Origin of the sequence: Pseudanabaena sp. UWO310, assembly GCF_006861605.1 — a bacterium.
GTDB lineage: Bacteria > Cyanobacteriota > Cyanobacteriia > Pseudanabaenales > Pseudanabaenaceae > Pseudanabaena.
Genome location: NZ_SELU01000023.1, coordinates 1 through 22502 on the forward strand (window position 1 = coordinate 1; position 22502 = coordinate 22502).

A 22502-nucleotide genomic window follows, 5' to 3' on the forward strand; every position below is an offset into this window, starting at 1 on the left:
ACAAAAAGCTGTGGCGCACGCTGCGCGTGCGCCACAGCTTTTTGTTTTTTACTTCCCTTCCCAGTGAATAATTTATTCACTGGGAAGGGATATGAGCGCTAATCGTTTCTGTAAAGACTTGTGGAAAGTTATCGATCTTCCAACTAGGTCAGTTATACTTAGCTCCAAGTTTAGGGAATGAAACTAACAACACAATGAAAAAGTTCAATAAGACCTCTCTGCTCGCATTGGTGCTTACCCTTGGAACCTTGTTCCCTTTATCGGCAAATGTCTTTGCAGAAGAATCTCCTTCACACTGGGGATATGGAGGTGCTGCCAACCCTACGCAATGGGGACAAATTAAGAAAGAGTTTGCTTTATGTGAGTCAGGACGGGATCAATCGCCGATTGATCTCAAAAATGCCGTAGAAAGTACTCCCGCTAAAATCGATTTTGATTATAAATCTTCTCCCTTAGTCGTAGTAAATAACGGGCATACTATTCAAGTGAATTATGCGGCAGGTAGTAGTGTGACGATTAATGGTGAAAAATACTCCCTCGTTCAATTCCATTTCCATACACCTAGCGAACATGAAATCAATAGCAAGGCTTTGGCAATGGAACTCCATTTAGTCCATCGTAATGAAGCAGGAAAACTAGCAGTAGTGGGAGTTATGCTCACTAAAGGAACAGCCAACCCTCTGATCGATACTATTTGGAAAAACATTCCTTCTGCTGGGAAAACTAATACCGTTAGCAGTAATATTAACGCTACCGATCTTTTGCCGAAGGGTAAATCCTACTATAGCTACGATGGTTCTCTCACCACCCCTCCCTGTAGCGAAGGTGTTAAGTGGAATGTCTTCGTGGAGACAGTGACAGTTTCGGAAGAGCAAATTGAAGCTTTTGAGAAACTTTATCAAGTTGATGCCCGTCCTATTCAGCCTAGCAATGGTAGAGTGATTCAACTCCATCGTTAGAATGAGCCGCCACTTGTCTTTAATTGGGCATAATTAAAAACCAAAACTTAGAAGAGCATACCGCCTGCGTAGCAGGCGGTATGCTCTTCTAAGTTTTGAGATTCCTAAAAAGGCTCCCCTTCTCATTTTTGGGTTAGGATAAATGCGACCAAGCATGATTATTGTTAAAAGTTTGAATCTAAACCAATGAACGCAAATCAATGGCAATGGCGAGATGGCAGACTAACTTGCGATTTACTTGCCGAATGGCAACATGGATTTTTTACGCGATCGCACGCTCCTAAACTTCCCAACGATTTACATAATTATCTTGTCCCATCGGGGCAAGCCTATCGTGCCAAACAAGTTCATGGTAATTGCTTAATTCATGCCGATGAAATTGCCCCATCACCCGATCGCCCTTTACCTGAAGCTGATGGAGTTTGGGTAACTCCAGAGAGCGATCGCCCTCTGGAGAATCGCTCGGTATGGGTTTGTACGGCTGACTGTGTTCCAGTATTGATCGGCGATCGCAAGTTAGGTTCGGTGGCGGCTGTTCATGCTGGTTGGCGGGGGACTGTTGCGGGCATTGTCCCGAAGGCGATCGCCACCCTATGCGATCGCGGTAGCTCGCTCAAGGATCTGCGCGTTGCTCTAGGACCTGCGATTTCGGGCAAAGTCTATCAGGTATCTCAAGATGTTGCCCAACAGGTGACAGCAACGATTAGGGAACCCGTTGGTTTATACCCCGACGCAGATCCTGAGAGAGTTAAATTAGATTTACGCCAAGTCCAATTACAACAACTTCAGGAATTGGGAATGTTCCCTGAACATGTGGCGATCGCGCCTTATTGCACCCTCGAAAATGAGGAACTATTTTTTTCCTATCGGCGTTATTTTCTCAATAATCCCCATCCCCAGCCGAGAGCTCCGCAGGTACAGTGGTCTGGTATTGCGACTTCTAAAAGCGATCGGCTTGCTTATACCAAATCACCGAAAGTATGACAATACTTTTGCAAATTAAAAGCCAAACCCAGTAAGGGTTTTCAAATCTCAAAATGGCGTAGCCATTTTGAGATTTGGTGTAATTTCATTCTTCTTTTTTGGGCATGAAATGATATTTCCCATTACCAATACGCTGGGCGCTATAAATACCAGTATGACCAGAGGCAAGGTAACTCATCACACAGGCGATCGCGATAAATGTGCCCGATTCTATACCAAAAAGCTCAATCCCCATTAATGTTGCGGCGATCGGGGTGTTAGCGGCTCCCCCAAAAACGGCGACAAATCCCATTCCCGCCAGTAAAGGCGCAGATAATGGCAGGACTAATGACAAAGAGCTTCCTAAGGTTGCACCAATAAAAAACAATGGAGTCACTTCACCTCCCTTAAAACCAGCCCCCAAGGTTAAGGCGGTTAAACCAATTTTGGCAGCAAAATCCCAAGGTGGTAACTGGGTTTCAAAAGCCTTCACAATTGTGGGAATCCCTAGCCCAATATATTTAGTAGAGCCGATCGCCCCCACGAGCAAAGCAACCATCACCCCACCGATCGCAGGACGTAGGGGAGGGTAGGATATTTTCGATTTAAAAAAGTGATTAAATTTATGCGTGAGTTTCGCAAAGATCTTTGCTGTCAACCCAAACGATACCCCAGCACCGATCGCGGCGATCAACTGAATTAAATTGATCGCGGGAATCGATGGAGCATGAAGATAGGCTGTATGGTGTAATCCCAAACTCAAGGTAAGGCGATCGCCCACAATTGCGGCAACTAAACAGGGAAATAAGGCATTGTGGTTAATATTGCCAATGGCTAAAACTTCTAAACCAAAAATCGTTCCTGCTAAAGGAGTCCCAAAAACCGAAGCAAATCCCCCACTAAGCCCTGACATTAGCAAAATTCGGCGATCGCTAGGTTGGAGGCTACATATTTTTGTCAAGCGATCGGCGAGAGAAGCCGCAATTTGCAGAGCCGTTCCTTCTCGACCAGCAGAACCACCAAATAGATGGGTTAAGGTGGTTCCCAATAGCACCATCGGAGCCATTCTTAACGGAATAATCTTTTGAGAGTTATGAATCTCCTCAAGTAAAAGGTTGTTGCCTGCTTCGATGGGCTTCCCGTAGCGATCGTAAAGCCAACCACTCAGAAATCCCCCCAAGGGAAGTAAAGCAATGATCCATATATGGGTTTCTCGCCAATCAGTCGCCCATTCCAAAGAAATTAGGAGAGCCGCCGATCCCAAACCTGAGAGGAGCCCAACCACGGATGCAATCACGAACCACTTAATAATTTGGGAAATTATTTGAGAAATAACGGCAAACGACTTAAATTGACGAAGACTTTTCATAATGTCTCGTAGAAAGTGAATCAAATATAGCTGTCGCCTATAGCTGTCGCCAAGGGGACTAGGACATTAACCGCAAGAATTGACTGGCGGCGCTTCGCACCGCCAATCAATTCTTGCGGTTATGTCAAGTAACTAGCTAAAGGTAAACTTAAAACCTAGAAGAGCATACCGACCGCGCAGCGGTCGGTATGCTCTTCTAGGTTTTTTTTAAATTATGCCGAACTACTTATATAGCTATAGTCAGCAATGTTAGGACAAAAATCAAACCCAATAGAGAGTTGCGGCGCTTCGCGCCGCAACTCTCTATTGGGTTTGATGTCCTGACTTAAGTGAATATAGCTATATAAGAAAATTCTAGAAAATCAGGCTGACACTCAGACATGAACCAACAACAAAGTGCAAAGCTACGGCAATAAATCGACAGTTGAGCAACATTTCCGATTGCTCATGGTGATCGCCAATGAATGTGCATAGTTTCCAAGCAATAGGCAGACTAATTAGCACGATCGCTGTCCAGACTGGGAAAAATTGCAAGGCGATCGCCGCAATTGTCACTGCATAAATTACCGCACAGACCCAAGGCAAAAGCTGGGAAGCTCTCTTGGTTCCCAACCTCACCACAGGCGATCGCTTCCCTGCGGCAAGATCATCCTCTACTTGATTGAAATGGGAACAGAAGAGAATCAAGCTGGTGATGATGCCCACAACGACTGCGGCGGCAAGGGAGCCAATCGACCAAGATTGGGTTTGACTGTAATAGGCTGCGGAAACGCCTAAGGGACCAAAGGCAAAGAAACATAAAATTTCGCCCCATCCTTGATATCCCAGTCGAAAGGGAGGTCCTTGGTACATATAGCCAAGAACGCAACAGAGCGCCACCAGACTCACCACCACCGCATCTTGCTGTAGCCATGAAATTGTCAATACGCCACCAATGCCCAGTAGCAAGCAGATATTCGCGATCGCCAAGACTAAATTTTTCTTGCCAGTAAGATTAACAACGGAATGCGCCTTGTTAATATCAATGCCAGTTTCGGCATCAAATACATCATTGCAAAGGTTTTCCCAAACTAAGATGACAATGGCTGCGGCTAAAAAGGTTGCAAATACCGCCCAGTTGATTGCCCCAGTATCACGATAAGCAACCGCAGTCCCCGTCGCAATCGGGACGATCGCCACGCTATACATCGGTAATTTAATCGCTGCCATCCATAATTTGCGCGAGGGCGTAGGCGATATCTGAGGGGTATCAACGAGGCTTTTTACCATACTAGCTAAGATGAATTTGCAGATGAATTTGCAATCGCCATCTTAACTTAAAACAAAAATGGGCTCCTCTACGATTTTTGCCCATAAATGCCCATAAAAATTAGTAAATTATTAAGCTTTGCAAAGTAAGATGGAGATTATTAAGCATAAAAATTTAAAAGTACAGGTATCGAAAAAATATGCGCGTGGCGATCGCTGGAGGAGGGTTAGCAGGATTATCCTGTGCCAAGTATTTGGTGGATTTGGGACATCAGCCGATTCTGCTAGAGCGCAGTAACGTTCTCGGCGGATTAGTAGCAGCATGGAAAGATGCGGATGGCGACTGGATCGAAACGGGGCTGCATAACTTTTTTGGTGCTTATCCCAATATGTTGCAACTGATGGGCGAGCTAAATATCCTTGATCGCCTGCAATGGAAACGCCATGCTTTAATTTTTAATCAACCTGAAAAGCCTGGGGTATTGTCATGGTTTGATGTACCCGATATTCCTTCACCCTTTAATATCATTGTCTCGATTCTTCGCAACAACGATATGCTGACTTGGAATCAAAAGATTCGGTTTGCGATCGGGCTAATTCCCGCGATCGTGCGTGGCGATGACTACGTTGTCTCCATGGACAAATACACCTTCGAGGAATGGCTAGCAATGCGTGGCATCGGTAAGGACATTACCACCGATATTTTTATTGCCGTTTGTAAATCCCTCAAATTTATCGACCCTGATGTGATTTCGGCAACAATCCCCCTCCGCGCCCTCAATAAGTTTCTCCAACAAAAGGATGGCTCGAAAATTGCCTATCTCGATGGCGCACCCCCTGAACGTCTCTGTCAGCCCATCGTGGATCATGTCGTGGCAAGAGGTGGCGAAGTGCATACAGGCGTGGCTCTCAAGGAAATCGTCACCGATCAAGATGGCAATGTGCAAAAGTTAATCGTCCAAGGTACAGACGGCTCCCCCAGTCGCGAAATTTTTGCCGATGCTTACGTTTCGGCGATGTCAGTGGACGCATTTAAAAACTATATTCCCGACACTTGGCAAGGCTTGCCCTATTTTCAGCAACTAGACAACCTTGAAGGCGTACCCGTAATTAGCGTGCAGATCTGGTTTGATCGCAAGCTTACCGATATTGATCACACCCTATTTTCGCGATCGCCCCTGCTGAGTGTTTACTCCGATATGAGCAACTCCTGCAAGGAATATGCCGATCCTGACAAATCAATGCTAGAGCTAGTCTTTGCCCCTGCGGCGGATTGGATCGATCGCCCCAATAGCGAAATCGTAGAAGCCACCCTTAACGAACTTGCCAAACTCTTTCCGCAGCATCTCCCTAGCCCTGCCAAAGTCTTAAAGTCCCATGTCGTTAAGACTCCGCGATCGATTTATACGGCAACCCCTGGACGTGAGCAATTCCGTCCTCATCAAGCCACCCCGATCGCTAATTTCTTTTTGTCAGGTAGCTATACAGCTCAACCCTTTTTTGGGAGTATGGAAGGGGCGGTACTTTCTGGTAAGCTAACAGCACAGGAAATCCATAAAGCAAGTCAAAGCGCAAATCAAAAAGCAAGTCAATCTTCTGGAAGTAAAGTCCTTGGTCGAACCTCTAACGAAAACCAGTCAAATCCATCTGTCGTCACTGCCTAAGCCAATGGGAATGCGTCAGCCAGTCAGTCTGGATGAAGCCTACGAGATTTGTCGTTGCATCACCGCAAAGTACGCTAAGACTTTTTATCTTGGCACGATGCTGATGTCAGAAGCAAAACGACGCGCTACTTGGGCTATTTATGCTTGGTGTCGTCGCACCGACGAACTCGTTGATGGTATGCAAGCAGATACCACAGATGCCGAAACGCTCTTTAACTGGGAGAAACAGTTGGAGGCGACATTCCGTGGTGAGCCGATTCATGCCTCAGATATTGCCTTAGCCGATACGGTCAAGCATTATCCAATGCCGATCCAGCCTTTCAAAGATATGATCTCAGGAATGCGCATGGATCTTAAATACGATCGCTACCAAACCTTTGACGATCTGCATTTATACTGCTATCGCGTTGCGGGAACAGTCGGTTTAATGTCAGCGGCAATTATGGGCTTTGAGACGAAAGATCCATCGGTAATTGCGACCGCAACTGAAGCAGCGATCGCGTTGGGTATCGCCATGCAATTAACTAATATTTTGCGAGATATTGGTGAAGATGCTCAACGAGGTCGTATTTATCTGCCCCTTGAGGATTTACATTATTTCGACTATACCGAAAAAGATTTATTAAGCGGTACTGTTGACGATCGCTGGGTTGAGTTAATGCGCTTCCAGATCCAACGGGCTAGAGAGTTTTATCAACACGCGGAAGATGGCATTTCGGCTTTATGTCGTGATGCGCGATGGCCAGTATGGTCTTCGTTAATTTTGTATCGCAATATTTTAAAGGCGATCGAAAAAAATAATTACGAAGTATTTATGCGCCGTGCCTTTGTACCCCGTTCAAACAAAATGCTGGCTCTGCCTTGGGCATGGCTGAAGGCTCAAACTTCTTAACCCGCAAGAAATTATTGCCTTGCCATAAGTACTTGTGCAAAATTACCAAAGCCCGTAAAGTTGCGCCCCTTAGGGGCGCAACTTTACGGGCTTTGGTTTGTAATTAATTATGCCCAGCTATAGCTATACCAAGTAAAGAAATGGCGTAGCCATTTCTTTACTTGGTATAAGTTTAGATTTTTTGGGGTTCAGAACTGATAAAAATCAAATCGTCAATATTTCGTTGCATGGCGTTACAAATATTATCTAGGGGTAAGTCATTAGTATCGTGACCAAAGGGGTCTTCAATTTGAATGCCAATTTCTTCTATTCCTAATAGGGTAAAACTAATCAAAGTGACGATGGGGGCGGTCATCCATTCCAGTTGATCGACCATTTGGAATGGAAGAGATAAGCAATAAATCATTAATAACTGTTTGAGGTGAATGGCATAGGCTAGAGGGATCGGAGTCCTGAGAATGCGCTCACAAATACCCACAACATCAACGATTTGATGTAAAAGCTGAATCATATCGTTTAGCTGATAGCGATCCAATTTTCCTTGCTGAGTTTGTTCTTGTAAGTAGCTACTGAGCCAAAATGCAATTTCCAGCGGGGGATGGTTCATTGTTCTCAAGCGCTCAAATTGCTCAGGAGAGAGATTTGCCGCCAGTTCAGAGTTAATTGACTCCGATCGCAAATGTAGTTTTAAGGCGATCGCAAAGGCTGGTAACATTTTCACCGCTGCAATTTTCGCTTGGCGATCGCGGGGTTCCTTTTCTAAAATCGCCACTAGAATTTGGCGCGATAAATTCCTTACTGTATTTACAAGCATTCCCCAAGCCTTGCGACCTTCCCAGAATCGCTCATAGGCGGTATTTGTCCGAAATACAAGCAATAGCCCCAGCACGATATTGGGAATGATACTGCCTAGAATTGGCAAGGAAACTCTGATATTAGAGATATGGAGGATATAAATGAAAACACCAAATAAGCCACACAATAGCGATCGCGGTAAAACTTCTGGAACTACGGAGCCTCTCCAGCGCAACGCAATCCGAAACCAATCATCTTTTTTTTTCATTAAAGTTTATCGAAGTTTATCTTTTGGTTATAAGTAGCTAGGCATAAGTAATACCAATTCCCAAAATGGCAACGCCATTTTGGGAAGCTCAAAACCTTACTGAGTTTGTTTTTTAATTCACTGAAGTGTTGGCTCACTTCAGTGAATTGGTATAAACTTAAAACCTAGAAGAGCATACCGCCCGCTGCGCGGGCGGTATGCTCTCTGGTTTTGGTTTTTAATTATGCCGAACTACTTACCAATTCACGAAAGTAGTTCGGCATAATTAACCAGAGCTAGAATCTGTAGCGCACGCGCAGCGTGCGCTACAGATTCTAGGTTTAGCGCCTAGCCACTTATTAAGGCGCAGTGGTGTCAAAAATAGTCATTTGCGAATCATCAGGAAAATCATTAGAAGATTTTTTTTGGGCTTTTGGTGGTGATTTTGGGGAGCGATCGCTGGATTGTCGATCGCGATGCGGCGAGCCCCCCTTACGCAATCCCGTAGCGATATGGCTGTTTTTAGCGATTTGTTCTAAAACCTCCTTAGCACGACTGATTACGGTGGCAGGCAAGCCTGCTAAGCGTCCCACTTCGATCCCATAGGAACGATCCGCACCACCCTCTTGAACCTGATGTAAGAAAATAATCTCATCTTCTAATTCCTTGACCGTGACTTGAAAATTTGCCACATTTGGAAGTAGGCTGGCGAGTTCGTTCAGTTCGTGATAGTGGGTTGCAAAAATCCCGCGAGCTTTGATTTTATTGGCAATATATTCGGCTACCGACCAAGCGATCGCCATACCGTCAAAGGTAGAAGTGCCCCGTCCGATTTCATCCAGCAAAACTAAGGAATGCTCCTTCGCATGATTGAGGATATTTGCCGTTTCATTCATTTCCACCATAAATGTCGATTGTCCTGTGGCGAGATCGTCAACTGCGCCCACACGGGTAAAAATGCGATCGCAGATCCCCAAGGTGGCTGCCTCCGCAGGGACAAAGCTCCCCACCTGAGCCATGAGTTGAATTAAGCCCACCTGACGCAAGTAAATACTTTTGCCACTCATATTGGGACCCGTTAAAACAATTAAATCGGGGCATACCGATTGGCGATCGCTACCTAAATAGGTGGAATTGGGAATGAAAAAGCCTGCGGGTAGAGACTGCTCGACAACGGGATGGCGACCATTGTGGATGGCGATCGCGCGATCGTTAGTAATTTGGGGACGGCAATAATTGTAAGTAACGGCAACTTCCGCCAGACTGCATAGCACATCTGCCGCAGCGAGAGCTGTCGCTAAGGTGCGCATGGGTTCGATCTGTTGCGCGGCAAGTAATCTTAACTCGACAAACAGATCGTATTCCAATTGTTTTAATTCACTATCGGCATTGAGAATCCTTGTCTCGCGTTCCTTCAGTTCGGGCGTGATATACCGCTCTTCATTGGTTAAGGTTTGCTTGCGAATGTAATCCGTAGGGGCTTGCTCGCTCTTACCGCGCGAGATACTAATGTAATAGCCAAAGGCTTTGTTAAAGCCAACTTTGAGCGTATTAATGCCTGTGCGTTCCTTTTCCTGCTTCTCAAAGGCAGATAGCCATTCCACATCATCGCGACTCTGCTGGCGCAGGCGGTCTAATTGTTCGTTCACCCCAGAACGAATGATATTACCCTCCGTAATATAAATTGGGGGTTCTTCCACGAGAGTCTTTTGTAACTGATCGCCCAGTTGCAATAGTACCGATGGTACGGACTGTAAAGCTTTTAGATAGCGCGAATTGCTTCTAGCAACTACATCGGCAACATCGCGCATTTTTTCTAACGACATTGCCACAGCAATTAAATCGCGCCCATTTGCCGTGCCCGCGCCGATGCGACTGCACAGACGTTCGATATCATAGATTTGACTGAGGCAACTTCGCAGGTTCTTGCGTAAAGAATGCTGCTTGTATAGCTCGGCAATCGTATCTAGGCGTTCATTAATAGCCTCGATATCCTTTAGTGGTTGCAATAGCCAACGGCGCAAAGCACGGCTACCCATGCCTGTCGTCGTCTTATCTAAAGCCCAGAGCAAGGAACTATAAAAAGTACCATCCCGAACGGTTTGGGTAATTTCTAAATTGCGGCGCGTTTGGTTATCGAGGATTAGGTAATCAGCGATCGCATAGGTGGATATTCCCTGCAATGGCATTTTGATGCTTTTTTGGGTGGATTCAAGATATTCTAAAATCCCCCCTGCGGCTCTAATGGCTAAGGGCAAGGATTGACAGCCAAATCCCTCCAGCGATCGCACTCTGAAGGTATTGAGAATGCGCTGTTTTGCCTCGGCTAGGGCAAAAGGAGCTTGCGATCGCGGCGTATAACAAAAGCTATCGGGCAAGGTGCTATAGGGTTCGGGCAGGGCAGATTTTTCCTTGGGGGCAATCCCTTCCCAAAAGATGCTGGGCTTATCCGATCGCGAACCACGAAATAATTGGGGATTGGGGACATCAATGGGAATGAGAACTTCCGCAGGTTGTAACCGCAATAGTTCCTGAATTAAATGTTCCGTACTATTTAGCTGGGTTACGGAAAATTCACCCGTCGAAATATCGGTATATGCCAGACCCCAGTTTTCGCCCCCATTGGCGATCGCTACTAAAAAATTATTTTGTTTTACTGCCAGCATCCCCTCTTCGATCACGGTTCCAGGGGTAATGACTCTGGTAACTTCGCGGCGGACTAGCCCCTGCGCCTCCGAGGCTGCCTCCATCTGGTCGCACACAGCGATCGAATAGCCTTTCTCAACCAATTGATTGGCATAGCGATCGAGGGCATGGTGGGGGATACCCGCCATCGCAATTCGTCCAATCGCCTTACCGCCATCGCGTCCAGTTAATACCAATTCCAATTCCCGCGAAATTAGTTCTGCATCTTCAAAAAACGCCTCAAAAAAATCCCCCAACCGATACAACATCACCGCATGGGGATATTGCTCTTTCATTTCGATATAGTGCAGCATCATGGGGGTGAGGGCTGTGCGATTGACTTGAGCCGACGACAGAACTAATTCAGCCATTCAAATTTTGGTCTTAAACAATGTATCCAACCTATTGTAAACGCCATTTTGTATCTTCTCTGTATCTTCATTGCGGTCTATAGCAATCCCATATCAAACCCGAAAGATGAGTGGCGGCGCTTCGCGCCGCCACTCATCTTTCGGGTTTGATGCGTCCTCGTGATGCCCCATCGTCCATCTAGCGATCGCCATATGCTGTTTTTTGACTGCGCTGAACTACTTATATCTAGCTATACCCTATAATCAGAGGGTAATTATTCATGGCTTGGATCTAGGTGGCACTTAAGTTTAAATTTGCGATCGCCTCCGATTTGCACATCGCATTGCCCCACACTATTTGGCATCACCCCTCGCGATTTCACCTTGTGGAGTACAGCATCCCAGCTTTTGAAGAAGTGCTGTCGCAAATCGCTCACCTAGATATAGACTTTCTTCTGTTACCGGGGGATCTGACCCAGCATGGGGAACCAGAAAACCATCAATGGCTATCGGAAAGACTGGCGCAACTTCCCTATCCTGTCTATGTGATCGCGGGCAATCATGATGTACCCAGACCCGAAACCTTCGATCAATTTACTCCTCACTATACTAATTTTGGTTTTAAGTCTGGCAAGAGCGAACCCCGCAAGCTCTACTATGAATGCGAAGTATTGCCCAAGGTGCGTTTAATAGGATTAAATTCCAATCAGTTTGATGCTGAAGGTCAGCAGATTGGCTGGATTGATGATGAGCAATTAATCTGGTTGGAATCCATTCTCGAAAATCAGGATTACGAACTGAATTTAGTAACGATTCATCATAATGTACTGGAACATATGCATGACCAGTCCTGTAATGCGCTCGGACAGCGCTACATGCTCGGTAATGCCGATCGCCTATGTCAAATTTTACGGGCAAAGGTACAGTTGATCTTTACGGGGCATCTCCATGTACAGGATATTGCCTATAGCGATCGCTATGATCTCTATGACATTACTACTGGCTCTCTAGTTAGTTTTCCCCATCCCTATCGGATTCTTAGCTATAGCTCCGATGATTCAGGCGATCGCCTAGAGATCGAATCATTTCGCGTCAAATCCATTCCCGAACAACCCGATCTTCTACATTTTTCGCGGGAATGGATGGGCGATCGATCGCACCCCTTCGTCCTGAGATTACTCACCCATGCCCCTCTCCATCTCCCGATCGAAATTGCCGAAACCCTCACGCCCGAGCTGCGATATTTCTGGGCTTACATTGCCGATGGCGATGCCAAATTTGAGTTCCCCAACTTTCCACCGATCGCCAAAAAATACTTTGAAGCCTTCAGCGATGTTCCGCCCAAGGATAATAATATTACCCTCGCGCTGAGAAGCCATAATCAAACCGAATAGAGAGTTGCGGCGCGAAGCGCCGCAACTCTCTATTCAGTTTGATGTCCTAACTTAAGTGACTATAGCTATATAATCAAACCGAATTTACTCGAATCTACTCAAATCTACTCAAATTTACTATTTTTGCCATGCCATCTAATCTCTTTGACAACCTCAGTCGCCGCAAGTTTATCGGACTTTCTACTCTGTTTTTGCTCGGAGCCTGTGGAGCCCAAACAACGTCATCTAACTCTTCAGGTAAAAACAAAGTCGTATTTTGGACGATGCAATTAAAACCACAATTTGATAAATACATGGCGGATTTGATTGCAGGATTTCTCAAGGAAAATCCGACGGCGGAAGTGGAGTGGGTGGATATTCCTTGGGGAGAAATGGAAACTAAAATTTTGAGTTCTGTAGCGGCAAAAACGGCTCCCGATGTCGTGAATCTAAATCCGCAGTTCGCCTCTAAACTAGCAGAAAAAAAAGCATTGGTGGATATGGAGAAAGCCATATCAGCAGCCGATAAAGCCACCTATTTCCCGAATATCTGGAAGGCAAATCAACTGGATAATACCACCTTTGGCTTGCCTTGGTACGTGGCAACGGATATCACCATTTACAATCGGGCTCTATTTGAAAAGGCTGGTTTAGATCCTGCCAAGCCTCCTAAAACCTTTGAAGAACTTACCAAGGTTGCGGAACAGATTAAGGCAAAAACTGGGAAATATGCATTTATGCTGACTATGGATGGTGGGCAAGTCTTAGAAGCGATGGTACAGATGGGAATGAAGTTGCTCGATCCTAATGGTAAAGCTGCATTTAACGATGCGGCGGGCAAGGCTGCCTTTGACTATTGGGTAAATCTCTTTGAGAAGCAATTAATCCCTCGCGAAATCTTGACTGAAGGGCATCGGAAAGCAGTAGAACTCTATCAGTCGGGAGAATTAGCAATTTTATTGTCGGGTCCCCAGTTCTTGCAAACGGTTACCCTCAATGCCCCAGCTATCGCTAAAGTCACCGATGTGGGCGCTCAAATTACTGGCTCAACGGGTAAAAAGAGTGCGGCGGTGATGAATGTCTCCGTGCCCACAACCTCCACCAATCAAGCTCTAGCCGTCAAATTTGCCCTCTATATAACCAATGCGGGAAATCAGCTTGCTTTTTCTAAGGTTGAGAATTCATTACCTTCAACGACTAAGAGCGCTGGCGATCCCTATTTCACCGAGGTCGCTAAAGATGCACCGCTAAGCGATCGCGCTAGAGTTATTAGTGCCTCACAACTGTCTCAATCAGAAGTATTAATTCCACCTGCGAAGGATATTGAGAAACTGCGGAAAATTATTTACGAAGAGTTACAACTTGCCATGCTCAAGGAAAAAACCAGTGATAAAGCGATCGCCACTGCTGCGGAACGTTGGAATTCACTGTAAAGTCAAGAGAAGGGCGGTGCAAAGCGCTGTCCTTCTCTTCTTGGGTTTAGCTATCTCTGGTGTTGCTATATCAGTAATAACCAGTTCAGCATGATTAAAAACTAAAACCTAGACGAGCGTTACGCTCGTCTAGGTTTTATACCAATTCCCAAAAGTGTGGCAACACTTTTGGGAATTAAAACCCAAATCCAGTAAGGGTTTTAAAATCACAAAATGGCATAGCCATTTTGTGATTTGGTATTACTTATACTTAGAAGGCATTTTAGAATGAAATGTTTTACTAGAGCTAGCTCACATTTGCCAATGCAATTTTTGAGTCATTGGAGGAAGCCGTGCTAACCAGTCCCGAATATTCACCACTATAGTTAGTAAATTCAGATGCTGATCTACGAATCTTCGATAGACGAATTTGCCAATCGGAAATCTGGGCATAGCTGAGGTGATGAGTATTGCAAGTTGGTGTCCATAGACCTCCCCACACGCAGGAATCTTCAAATTGCAGCAAACCTAGCTTACGTAAGTTATGGGATTGAGGAGTTCCAGGTAAGGGTGCAATACTATAGCAAGCAATCTGAAACTCAACTTTAGGGTTGATCGCTACTAGTTCATCCACAAGCTCAGAGATCGCTTCCTCAAGACGCAACAAATCATCAATATCATCATCAGGTAGTCCAATAATGATGCCATAAGCGATGACAGGTACTCCAGTTCTGACAACCGATTTCATCAATGTACAATGCTCTTGCCAAGGTAGGAGTTTCTTATATGATTCTCGTCCAAAAACGGGACGTTCAGCAGGAATATAGGCTAAAGGACAACCAACTTTTCCATTCCAACCAAATAGTGCTTCAATCAATTCTTCATCAGGGCTGAGATCAGTACTTTCATAGTTACGACCAGCACCTAAAGTTGTTTTCCTAAGTTCTAAACCATTCGGCCACATGAGCGAAATTCCCATCTCCCGCGCTCCGTTGGTAATTTCGAGGATCTCATCTCGTCCCCCTGGAAATAATGTTCGCGCAAGGAACTGATCAGAACCGATATTAATGGAAACAGCTCCCGCTTCTTTTTGAATTTCTAACCATTTGAGCGCTGTTTTGGGAGTCATTCTTCGATAGCCAGTACCATAGGTCGGTGTCATACAAAAATCACAGGTGCGATCGCAACCAATATCAGCCACTAAAGAACCGATTGGCACTAGTCCTTGAACATTAGGGAGTATCCCTAAACATTCTCGTGCCACTTCCACCGAGGGTAATGCCCATTCTTCAGGACTTTTGGCTTTAGTTTTCCTTGCATATTGTTTGCCATCTGCCAACACTACCCCCGTGAGGTCTTCTCGTGGAGTTTTTCCCAATACATAGTCAAAAATTGCCCAATTAGCAGCTCCAGATTTATCTAAAACTACTGCGGCTGCACCAGCCTGTAAGTAGTGATGAGGTTCCGCTACTGCATCGGAACCACCAACAACAATTGGGCGTTTTCCCTTAGCTAAATGTTCAATCAGTAAACAACTGACTTGACGATCTTGGGAGAAATTCACTGTAATGCCCCAAGCATCAAATGACTGTGGATCGAGAGCAAAAATATTACCCCCTACAAATGTTTTCCGTAGAGTCATCCCTTTCCAAAAGATCTGGCCAAATTCTTCGCTATAGTCCCCATCTCTGAGGTTGACTAATTGAGCATCAAATCCTCCCGCTCGCAAGTCAGAAATCAAAACTTGTTTACTAATTAAAGAACGATGTCTATATAACGAAGTCCAATTTTTACCTTCTGCATCGTATAGTCCTGTTGCTGGAACTTCTATTAATCCAATTGTCGGCTGTTTTTTATCTATCATAAAATTCGTACTAACTTTACTTGTAGGTTTACCTTATTGTATTCTCTAATCTAAATTTGTATTAAATGATTTAAATTGTAAGAAAAGTTAATTCTTAGTAATTATTTAGAAATCATGAGTCTAGTCAGATAATCGGATAGAATCCACATCTTGTACTAACAAAACTATACAAATCTTAAAACTCGTGATGCTTGAGATGTATTTTAAAAAAATATTTATGCAAAACCAAATGACTAATATAGAAACAGAGACTAGAAGTAAATATTCTCATTAAAAACTATATAAAGTTGAGAGATAAGCTACTTCCACCATGGGCTTCTGGTACTAGTAAAAGTATTATAAATACGGCAATTCAAGATTTAAATTCTCCTAAAATAATTTCTCTTAAAGTAAAATCAGGAAAATTTTGTTCCTTAACCTTAATTACCCTAACATTAAATTTATCTCTCCAATTCTTATTCTTTTTGAGCGATTTTTAATTAGAAATCCTATCCCAAAAAAGAAATGGAACCTACCATATAGTGCAGTAATGCCTGAAACTCAAAAAGTATTTCAATATCTTTCAGGAATAAATAAAAAAGCTGTTGGAGTAAAATACATATAGCTACAACCTTGATAAAGAACTTAATTTCAGTTAGAAAATTAAGGATTTTTCTCATACTTAAATAAGTCTTGCACTATATATTCAGTTGAGATACAGAGTTGATTTCGACAACCATATATAGCAATCCTAAAGGGTTTGTGGAAGCGCACCCCGAAGGGGTGCGCTTCCACAAACCAAAAAATCTACAAATGATTTAGGACTGCTATATCTGAATTGTTACCTAAAACTAAAGTTAATAGAATAAAACAAACAGAAGTAACACTAGTCGTCAATAACTATATTTTATTCTATATAGGACTTTCGCATTGGATAGGTGTGGCGCGGGCAAAGCCCGCGCCACACCTATCCAAAATCCAGTAAACTCGTTAGCTTTGCATAAGTCCTACAGGTAAATATCGCAGACTGAGCAAGGATTATGGATTTTACGAGAATACCTCAGGGGCGTTTATCTATATAGCTTTGATCCGCAAAATGCTTAGAAATCTTACGGCTGTCAATTCTTAAATGCTTTCTTAACTACTTACGAATTCACAAAAGTGTGACAACTCTTTTGTGGATTAAAATTTGTGGATTAAAAACCAAAACCAGTAAGGGTTTTCAAAGCTCAAAATGGTGTAGCCATTTTGAGCTTTGGTATAAAGTATGGAACAAAGAATTGAGCTTGTTAATTTTCTTAGTAGATTTTGAGGATTTCCTAACAACTGCGCTAGATTAGCATCAGTTCTGAAAGTGGTATCTTACCCGTGAAAAAGCTATTTAGGATTCAGGATGTTTGCCCAAGCTTAGGTCAGAAATTTTGGCAACGATCGCTTATTTCAGGTGCAGCGATCGCCATGCTGGGTATCTTGGGGTTGCCAACAATCCTCACCCACGATGCAGCGATCGCCCAATCAATTTCCCAGAAAGATAACGCCGCCAATACGCGATCGCAACCGCTCCAACTGATGCAAGCAGGCGAGCTTAGCTTTCCACTGTGGGTATGGGTGATTGGCGGTGTCGTGATTGTATTTATATTTCTGCCCCAGATGGGATGGATTTTAGGGCTCATCGTTGTCGGTGAAAGAGAAGTCGGCATCGTGGTTAAGAAATTCTCATTGCGTGGCGATTTACCTCCAGGACAACTCGTCGCCCTCAATGGTGAAGCTGGATATCAAGCCGACACCCTCGCTCCTGGTTGGCATTTTGGCTTTTATCCTTGGCAATATAGCGTTCGCAAAGAATCCGTAGTGGTGATCCCCCAAGGCGAAATCGGCTTAATTATTGCCAACGATGGTAAATCGATTCCTCCTGATCGCATTTTAGGTAAAACTGTCCCCTGCGACAATTTCCAAAACGCGCGCGAATTTCTCCTTGCGGGTGGGGAAAAGGGAAGACAGTTAGGAATCCTCACCGCAGGAACCTATCGAGTCAATACGGCGCTATTTACAATTATTACTTCTGCTAATGCGGCTGCCAATGGGATGTCTCCATCGGAACTAAAACTCTATTCCGTCGCCACCGAAAAAGTCGGCATTGTCACCACATTAGATGGAACGCCGATTGAGACAGGGGCGATCGCAGGAGCGATTATTCCCGAACATGACAACTTTCAAAACGCGCAACTATTCATCAATGGCGGCGGTCGGCGCGGCTTGCAGGAGCAGGTTATTCTATCGGGTTCATGGAACCTCAATCCTTGGTTCGTTCAGATCGAACAGGTAAAAATGACCGATATTCCCATTGGATATGTCGGCGTGGTGATTTCCTTTGTTGGCGGCGCTCAAGATGATGTTAGTGGCGCTTTATTTACCCACGGACATTTGGTGAATGTCGGCGATAAAGGGGTATGGATCGAACCGCTTTATCCTGGTAAACATCCATTAAATACCCATATTATGAAAGTGGAACTCGTGCCCACTACCAATATTGTTCTAAACTTCAGCGATCGCACCGAAGAACATGGCTATGACTCCAAGCTGAGAGCCTTAAATGTCCGTTCTAACGATGGCTTTGCCTTTAATTTAGAGGTCGCACAGATCATTCACGTAGGAGCCTTAGATGCCCCTAGGGTGATTTCGCGTGTGGGTTCGATGCAAAACCTCGTCGATCATGTACTCCGTCCAACCGTAGGTAACTACTTCCGCAATTCCGCACAGGCCTATACGGTGTTGGATTTCTTGATCGCCCGTAGCGATCGCCAAGCAGAAGCAGCCGATTTTATTCGTACCGCCATGCAAGCCTATGATGTCCAAGCAGTAGATACTCTTCTCGGACAGATCGAACCACCCGAAACTCTGATGCAAACCCTCACCGATCGCAAAATTGCCGAAGAACAACGCAAGACCTACGAAGTGCAGCGCATCTCCCAAACGCAACGCCAAGAACTCGTTCGCGAGACATCCCTTGCGGATATTCAAAGAGAAGTAGTTACCGCCGAACAAGGGGTACGCATTGCCGAGCTGCAAGCTAGCGCCAAGGTCAAAGAAGCGGCTGGTGAAGCCGAATCTATCCGCGTCACAGGTGAAGCAAAAGCCGATGCCTATCGAGCTGGAGTCGATGCCCTCGGCGGCAGTTCCTACGTTGCCTTGCAATTAATGCAAACTATCGGCGATCGCAATGTGCGCGTTGTCCCCGATGTTGCCGTCAATGGTAGCGATCGGGGTGGAGGCTTACTCGATGGCGTATTAGGTATGCTGCTCTGGAATCAAAACAAAGAAGCCAAGGAGGAAAAAAGCGATCGCTTAACGAGGCTACCCTAAGTTCACGAACAGAAAGCCAAAAGCTAATTGCTAATTGCTAATTGCCAAAAGCTAAAAGCCAAAAGCTAATTGCCAAAAGCCAAAAGCCAAAAGCTAATTGCTATAATTACCAAACTGACAAATTTTTGAATAGTCTAGGTAGTCATTGAGCGTGCCAAAAGTCGGGATTATATATAACGACGCAAAGCCTGTCGCTGAACGTGTAGGTTTGGATATGAAGTCGTGGCTAGAAAAGCGTGGGATCCAGACAGTGATGGCGACTGGAAATGGCGGTATTTTGGGCTATGGCAAACCCGATGCTCCCGTTTGTCATACCTTAATCGAAAGTTTAGTCCCCATCGGCTTCGATCGCGACTTAATGTTTGTGGTTGCCCTTGGAGGTGACGGTACTGTACTCTCCGCCTGCCGTCAGATCGCCCCCCTCGGTTTACCCGTCTTAAATGTAAATACAGGGCATATGGGATTTTTGACCGAAACCTACCTAACCGATTGGGAAGAAGCAGTTTCGCAAATCGTGGAAGGTAACTACGTTGTCGAACAGCGATCGATGATGACGGTGCGCGTTTACGATAACAAAGGACTGCTCTGGGAAGCCCTATCGTTAAACGAAATGGTATTGCATCGCGAACCCTTGACCAGTATGTGTCACTTTGAAGTGCAGATTGGTCGCCATTTACCCGTTGATATTGCGGCGGATGGCGTGATTATTTCTACACCTACAGGCTCAACCGCCTATGCGCTTTCAGCAGGAGGTCCCGTCATTGAGCCAGGAATTCCCGTATTTCAACTTATCCCCATCTGTGCCCATTCCATGGCATCACGAGCTTTAGTCTTTGCCAATACGGAGAAGGTAATTGTTACCCCTGCTAATCGACATCGGTTGGTGTTGGTTGTTGATGGTAATGCGGGATGTTACGTCTATCCTGACTATCGGGTTGAAGTCGAACGATCGCAATATCCTGCGAGGTTTATTCGCTTACAGAAAGGTGAATTTTTCAAGGTATTACGCGAAAAGTTAGGTTGGGGACTGCCACATATTTCTAAGCCAAATCTGGGCGAATTAGCTTAAAATTCATAAAGCTAGAGAGGTACGCCTTGCTAGCTTTATAAGCTTAGTAACAGGTCGCTATGAGCCAAAGTCTCAACTTTGCAAACCAAGATTTACGCGATCGCTCCTTCAAGGGCAAAAATCTAGTCGGTGCTAATTTTAGCGGTGCTGATATTCGTGGGTGTAATTTTTGCCGCTCTCAACTCAAAGCAGCTAATTTTGCAAATGTGCGAGCGGGCAAAAGTCAGCGGCAAGCGGCGATCGCCAGCGTAGTCTCGTTTGTAATGGCGTTGATGTTTGCGGGTACGGCGACGATCTCTACTATTTTGCTGGTTGCCTTCTCCCTTTCTTTCATTTTTGGGGCAACGATTATCAATCAAGCCACAGTTTATTGGGTGGCAATCGTGGCGATCGTCGTATTTGCGGTTAGCTTTGCGGTTAGTTTTACGGCTAGCTTTGCGATCTCTAGCTCCAAGGGCACGGTCATAGCAATTCCTATTTCCCTTGTTGTGGCTTTTGGATCAGGTTTCTTTGGCTCCACCTTCACCAAAATATTGGTTTCTGGTGCTTTTAACGCGATCGCAGGTTCACTACGGTTTAATCCGTTTACGGCAATATTAATATTTTTAGCGATCGAGCCATTACAGATTTTTGGGAGTCTTTACTTGTTTCGTTTGGCAATTAATACATGGCGCACTACCACAGGCACTAAGTTTCAGTATGCCGATCTCACTAAAGCCTCCTTTCATAGCGCGACCTTGGTTAATTGCGATTTCTCCAAAGCGATCGTCAACGATGTCGATTGGGAACAAGCACAGATCTCCCGTTGCAAGTTATAAATAATACCAAGTTACAGCGCTTTACACTCAAACCCAATAGAGAGTTGCGGCGCGAAGCGCCGCAACTCTCTATTGGATTTGTTTTTTGTCCTAACATTACTGACTATAGCTATAAAACCTAAAAGATAGATGGCACTAAGCGCCACCTATCTTTTAGGTTTTGCAAGGAAGTTGCTTGGCAACTTCCTGTTTGCGATTTATTCGTCTTCCGCAAACTGATATCGGAAAAGATCCTTAGGATCTGGTTCGGGAGAAGTTTCCGCAAAGCGGACACATTCCTCAACTACATCGCGAATCTTTTTATCAATGTCTTTCAACTGGCTTTCAGTTACTAAACCATGCTCAAGCACACGACTAGCGAAGATTTTAATCGGATCGCGTCCGAACCATTTATCCTTGTCTTCTTTACTGCGTAGTTCGTCGGGGTCGGCTAGAGAATGTCCTCTAAAACGATAGGTCATACATTCTAAAACCGTAGGACCTTCGCCAGCACGGGCGCGACGGACGGCTTCTTGAGCATATTCGCGTACGGATAGCACATCCATACCATCCACCTCAAATCCTGGCATTCCAAAGGCTTCGGCTTTTTTATGAATCCGCACATCGGAAGTAGCTCGATGATGCTTCATCCCGATCGCCCAATCATTATTTTCAATGACAAAAATAATTGGTAATTTCCACAGAGCCGCCATATTGAGGGTTTCGTAGAACTGCCCGTTATTACTTGCGCCATCGCCAAAGAAACAAGCGGTAACTTGGTCGGCATTCGGATCGCCCATTACCTCACGGCGATATTTTGACTGAAACGCTGCACCCGAAGCTACGGGAATGCCTTCAGCCACAAAAGCATAGCCACCCAAAAAGTTATTCTTAGCGGAGAAGATATGCATAGAGCCACCACGACCCTTACTGCATCCTGTTTCCTTCCCAAAAAGCTCTGCCATTACCTCATTTGCCGTGACACCCGCACTGAGGGCGTGAACGTGGTCGCGGTAGGTACTGCATACATAGTCATCGGGACGCATGGCTTTGATTACGCCAGAAGCTACCGCTTCTTGACCATTGTACAAATGCACAAACCCGAACATTCTTCCGCGATAATACATTTCAGCGCACTTGTCCTCAAAAGTGCGTCCCAATACCATATCTTCGTAAATGGTTAGGGCTTCGCCTGTGGTGATATTGGGTTTAGAAGTCGAAACAGTCGCAACAGTGTCTTGAGGCATCGATTCAGTAAGTGGGCTAATCGTTAAATTTTTCTTTTGCTAGTCTAGCAGCGATTGACGACGGCAACATAGGGATAGTCGGGGCAAGACAATTAGGTGTAGTTTTTAATTCCCAAAAGTGTGACAACACTTTTGGGAATTGGTATAAACCCCCAAAAGCTGTAGCGCACGCTGCGCGTGCGCTACAGCTTTTGGGGTTTATATTTAATTGTACCCAGCTACTAAT

15 protein-coding genes are annotated in these 22502 nt (G+C 45.0%); 9 read left to right on the plus strand and 6 right to left on the minus strand.

Features of this window, described 5'->3' with window-relative positions:
* The first annotated feature begins 194 nt into the window (after nucleotides 1-194).
* Both PseudUWO310_RS09440 and pgeF read left to right on the plus strand, forming a co-directional pair.
* Complete coding sequence (locus tag PseudUWO310_RS09440) at nucleotides 195-959, plus strand: carbonic anhydrase (protein ID WP_142600429.1); 765 nt, start codon at nucleotides 195-197, stop codon at nucleotides 957-959.
* A 186-nt stretch (nucleotides 960-1145) separates the two neighbouring features.
* Nucleotides 1146-1943 carry a peptidoglycan editing factor PgeF gene (gene pgeF, locus PseudUWO310_RS09445; RefSeq protein WP_142600432.1) on the plus strand — a complete coding sequence of 266 codons (798 nt, stop codon included), beginning with the start codon at nucleotides 1146-1148 and terminating at the stop codon, nucleotides 1941-1943.
* Nucleotides 1944-2028: 85 nt separating this feature from the next.
* Here pgeF and PseudUWO310_RS09450 read toward each other — a convergent pair whose 3' ends face one another.
* Nucleotides 2029-3291, minus strand: coding sequence for a voltage-gated chloride channel family protein (locus PseudUWO310_RS09450; protein WP_142600434.1), 1263 nt, complete (start codon nucleotides 3289-3291; stop codon nucleotides 2029-2031).
* Nucleotides 3292-3645: 354 nt separating this feature from the next.
* Nucleotides 3646-4560, minus strand: a complete 915-nt coding sequence (gene menA / locus PseudUWO310_RS09455) for a 2-carboxy-1,4-naphthoquinone phytyltransferase (protein ID WP_142600437.1) — start codon at nucleotides 4558-4560, stop codon at nucleotides 3646-3648.
* A 179-nt stretch (nucleotides 4561-4739) separates the two neighbouring features.
* Here menA and pds point away from each other — a divergent pair, with 179 nt between their 5' ends.
* Together pds and PseudUWO310_RS09465 are read left to right on the plus strand one after the other, a co-directional pair.
* Complete coding sequence (gene pds, locus PseudUWO310_RS09460) at nucleotides 4740-6203, plus strand: 15-cis-phytoene desaturase (RefSeq protein ID WP_142600439.1); 1464 nt, start codon at nucleotides 4740-4742, stop codon at nucleotides 6201-6203.
* A 4-nt stretch (nucleotides 6204-6207) separates the two neighbouring features.
* The gene (locus PseudUWO310_RS09465; protein WP_055076761.1) at nucleotides 6208-7095 is read left to right on the plus strand and encodes a phytoene synthase; all 888 of its coding nucleotides are present in this window, start codon (nucleotides 6208-6210) and stop codon (nucleotides 7093-7095) included.
* A 172-nt stretch (nucleotides 7096-7267) separates the two neighbouring features.
* Here PseudUWO310_RS09465 and PseudUWO310_RS09470 read toward each other — a convergent pair whose 3' ends face one another.
* Together PseudUWO310_RS09470 and mutS are read right to left on the minus strand one after the other, a co-directional pair.
* Complete coding sequence (locus PseudUWO310_RS09470; RefSeq protein WP_142600442.1) at nucleotides 7268-8158, minus strand: bestrophin family protein; 891 nt, start codon at nucleotides 8156-8158, stop codon at nucleotides 7268-7270.
* Between the two features lie 338 nt (nucleotides 8159-8496).
* Nucleotides 8497-11193 (minus strand): DNA mismatch repair protein MutS, encoded by a 2697-nt coding sequence (mutS, locus tag PseudUWO310_RS09475; protein WP_142600444.1) that lies wholly within the window; start codon nucleotides 11191-11193, stop codon nucleotides 8497-8499.
* A 275-nt stretch (nucleotides 11194-11468) separates the two neighbouring features.
* On the opposite strand from mutS, the gene PseudUWO310_RS09480 reads away from it, so the two are divergent.
* Nucleotides 11469-12566, plus strand: coding sequence for a metallophosphoesterase family protein (locus PseudUWO310_RS09480; RefSeq protein WP_142600447.1), 1098 nt, complete (start codon nucleotides 11469-11471; stop codon nucleotides 12564-12566).
* Between the two features lie 128 nt (nucleotides 12567-12694).
* Complete coding sequence (locus tag PseudUWO310_RS09485) at nucleotides 12695-13978, plus strand: ABC transporter substrate-binding protein (protein ID WP_142600449.1); 1284 nt, start codon at nucleotides 12695-12697, stop codon at nucleotides 13976-13978.
* Between the two features lie 286 nt (nucleotides 13979-14264).
* On the opposite strand, the gene PseudUWO310_RS09490 is transcribed toward PseudUWO310_RS09485, so the two are convergent.
* On the minus strand, nucleotides 14265-15821 hold the full coding sequence (locus PseudUWO310_RS09490; RefSeq protein ID WP_142600451.1) for a radical SAM protein: 1557 nt from the start codon (nucleotides 15819-15821) through the stop codon (nucleotides 14265-14267).
* Between the two features lie 1437 nt (nucleotides 15822-17258).
* Here PseudUWO310_RS09490 and PseudUWO310_RS09500 point away from each other — a divergent pair.
* The 3 genes from PseudUWO310_RS09500 (at nucleotide 17259) to PseudUWO310_RS09510 (ending at nucleotide 21050) form a co-directional block, all read left to right on the plus strand.
* Nucleotides 17259-19163, plus strand: a complete 1905-nt coding sequence (locus PseudUWO310_RS09500) for an SPFH domain-containing protein (RefSeq protein WP_142600535.1) — start codon at nucleotides 17259-17261, stop codon at nucleotides 19161-19163.
* 151 nt (nucleotides 19164-19314) lie between these two features.
* Nucleotides 19315-20232, plus strand: a complete 918-nt coding sequence (locus PseudUWO310_RS09505; protein WP_142600537.1) for an NAD(+) kinase — start codon at nucleotides 19315-19317, stop codon at nucleotides 20230-20232.
* Between the two features lie 59 nt (nucleotides 20233-20291).
* Nucleotides 20292-21050 (plus strand): pentapeptide repeat-containing protein, encoded by a 759-nt coding sequence (locus PseudUWO310_RS09510; protein WP_142600454.1) that lies wholly within the window; start codon nucleotides 20292-20294, stop codon nucleotides 21048-21050.
* Nucleotides 21051-21247: 197 nt separating this feature from the next.
* On the opposite strand, the gene pdhA is transcribed toward PseudUWO310_RS09510, so the two are convergent.
* Nucleotides 21248-22276, minus strand: coding sequence for a pyruvate dehydrogenase (acetyl-transferring) E1 component subunit alpha (gene pdhA / locus PseudUWO310_RS09515; protein WP_142600456.1), 1029 nt, complete (start codon nucleotides 22274-22276; stop codon nucleotides 21248-21250).
* Nucleotides 22277-22502 lie beyond the last annotated feature (226 nt).

Bases quoted from the DNA above. Each gene is read 5' to 3' on its own strand.
- PseudUWO310_RS09440 (WP_142600429.1), top strand. From the start codon at position 195: ATGAAAAAGTTCAATAAGACCTCTCTGCTCGCATTGGTGCTTACCCTT.
- pgeF (WP_142600432.1), top strand. From the start codon at position 1,146: ATGAACGCAAATCAATGGCAATGGCGAGATGGCAGACTAACTTGCGAT.
- PseudUWO310_RS09450 (WP_142600434.1), bottom strand. From the start codon at position 3,291: ATGAAAAGTCTTCGTCAATTTAAGTCGTTTGCCGTTATTTCTCAAATA.
- menA (WP_142600437.1), bottom strand. From the start codon at position 4,560: ATGGTAAAAAGCCTCGTTGATACCCCTCAGATATCGCCTACGCCCTCG.
- pds (WP_142600439.1), top strand. From the start codon at position 4,740: ATGCGCGTGGCGATCGCTGGAGGAGGGTTAGCAGGATTATCCTGTGCC.
- PseudUWO310_RS09465 (WP_055076761.1), top strand. From the start codon at position 6,208: ATGGGAATGCGTCAGCCAGTCAGTCTGGATGAAGCCTACGAGATTTGT.
- PseudUWO310_RS09470 (WP_142600442.1), bottom strand. From the start codon at position 8,158: ATGAAAAAAAAAGATGATTGGTTTCGGATTGCGTTGCGCTGGAGAGGC.
- mutS (WP_142600444.1), bottom strand. From the start codon at position 11,193: ATGGCTGAATTAGTTCTGTCGTCGGCTCAAGTCAATCGCACAGCCCTC.
- PseudUWO310_RS09485 (WP_142600449.1), top strand. From the start codon at position 12,695: ATGCCATCTAATCTCTTTGACAACCTCAGTCGCCGCAAGTTTATCGGA.
- PseudUWO310_RS09490 (WP_142600451.1), bottom strand. From the start codon at position 15,821: ATGATAGATAAAAAACAGCCGACAATTGGATTAATAGAAGTTCCAGCA.
- PseudUWO310_RS09500 (WP_142600535.1), top strand. From the start codon at position 17,259: ATGCTGGGTATCTTGGGGTTGCCAACAATCCTCACCCACGATGCAGCG.
- PseudUWO310_RS09510 (WP_142600454.1), top strand. From the start codon at position 20,292: ATGAGCCAAAGTCTCAACTTTGCAAACCAAGATTTACGCGATCGCTCC.
- pdhA (WP_142600456.1), bottom strand. From the start codon at position 22,276: ATGCCTCAAGACACTGTTGCGACTGTTTCGACTTCTAAACCCAATATC.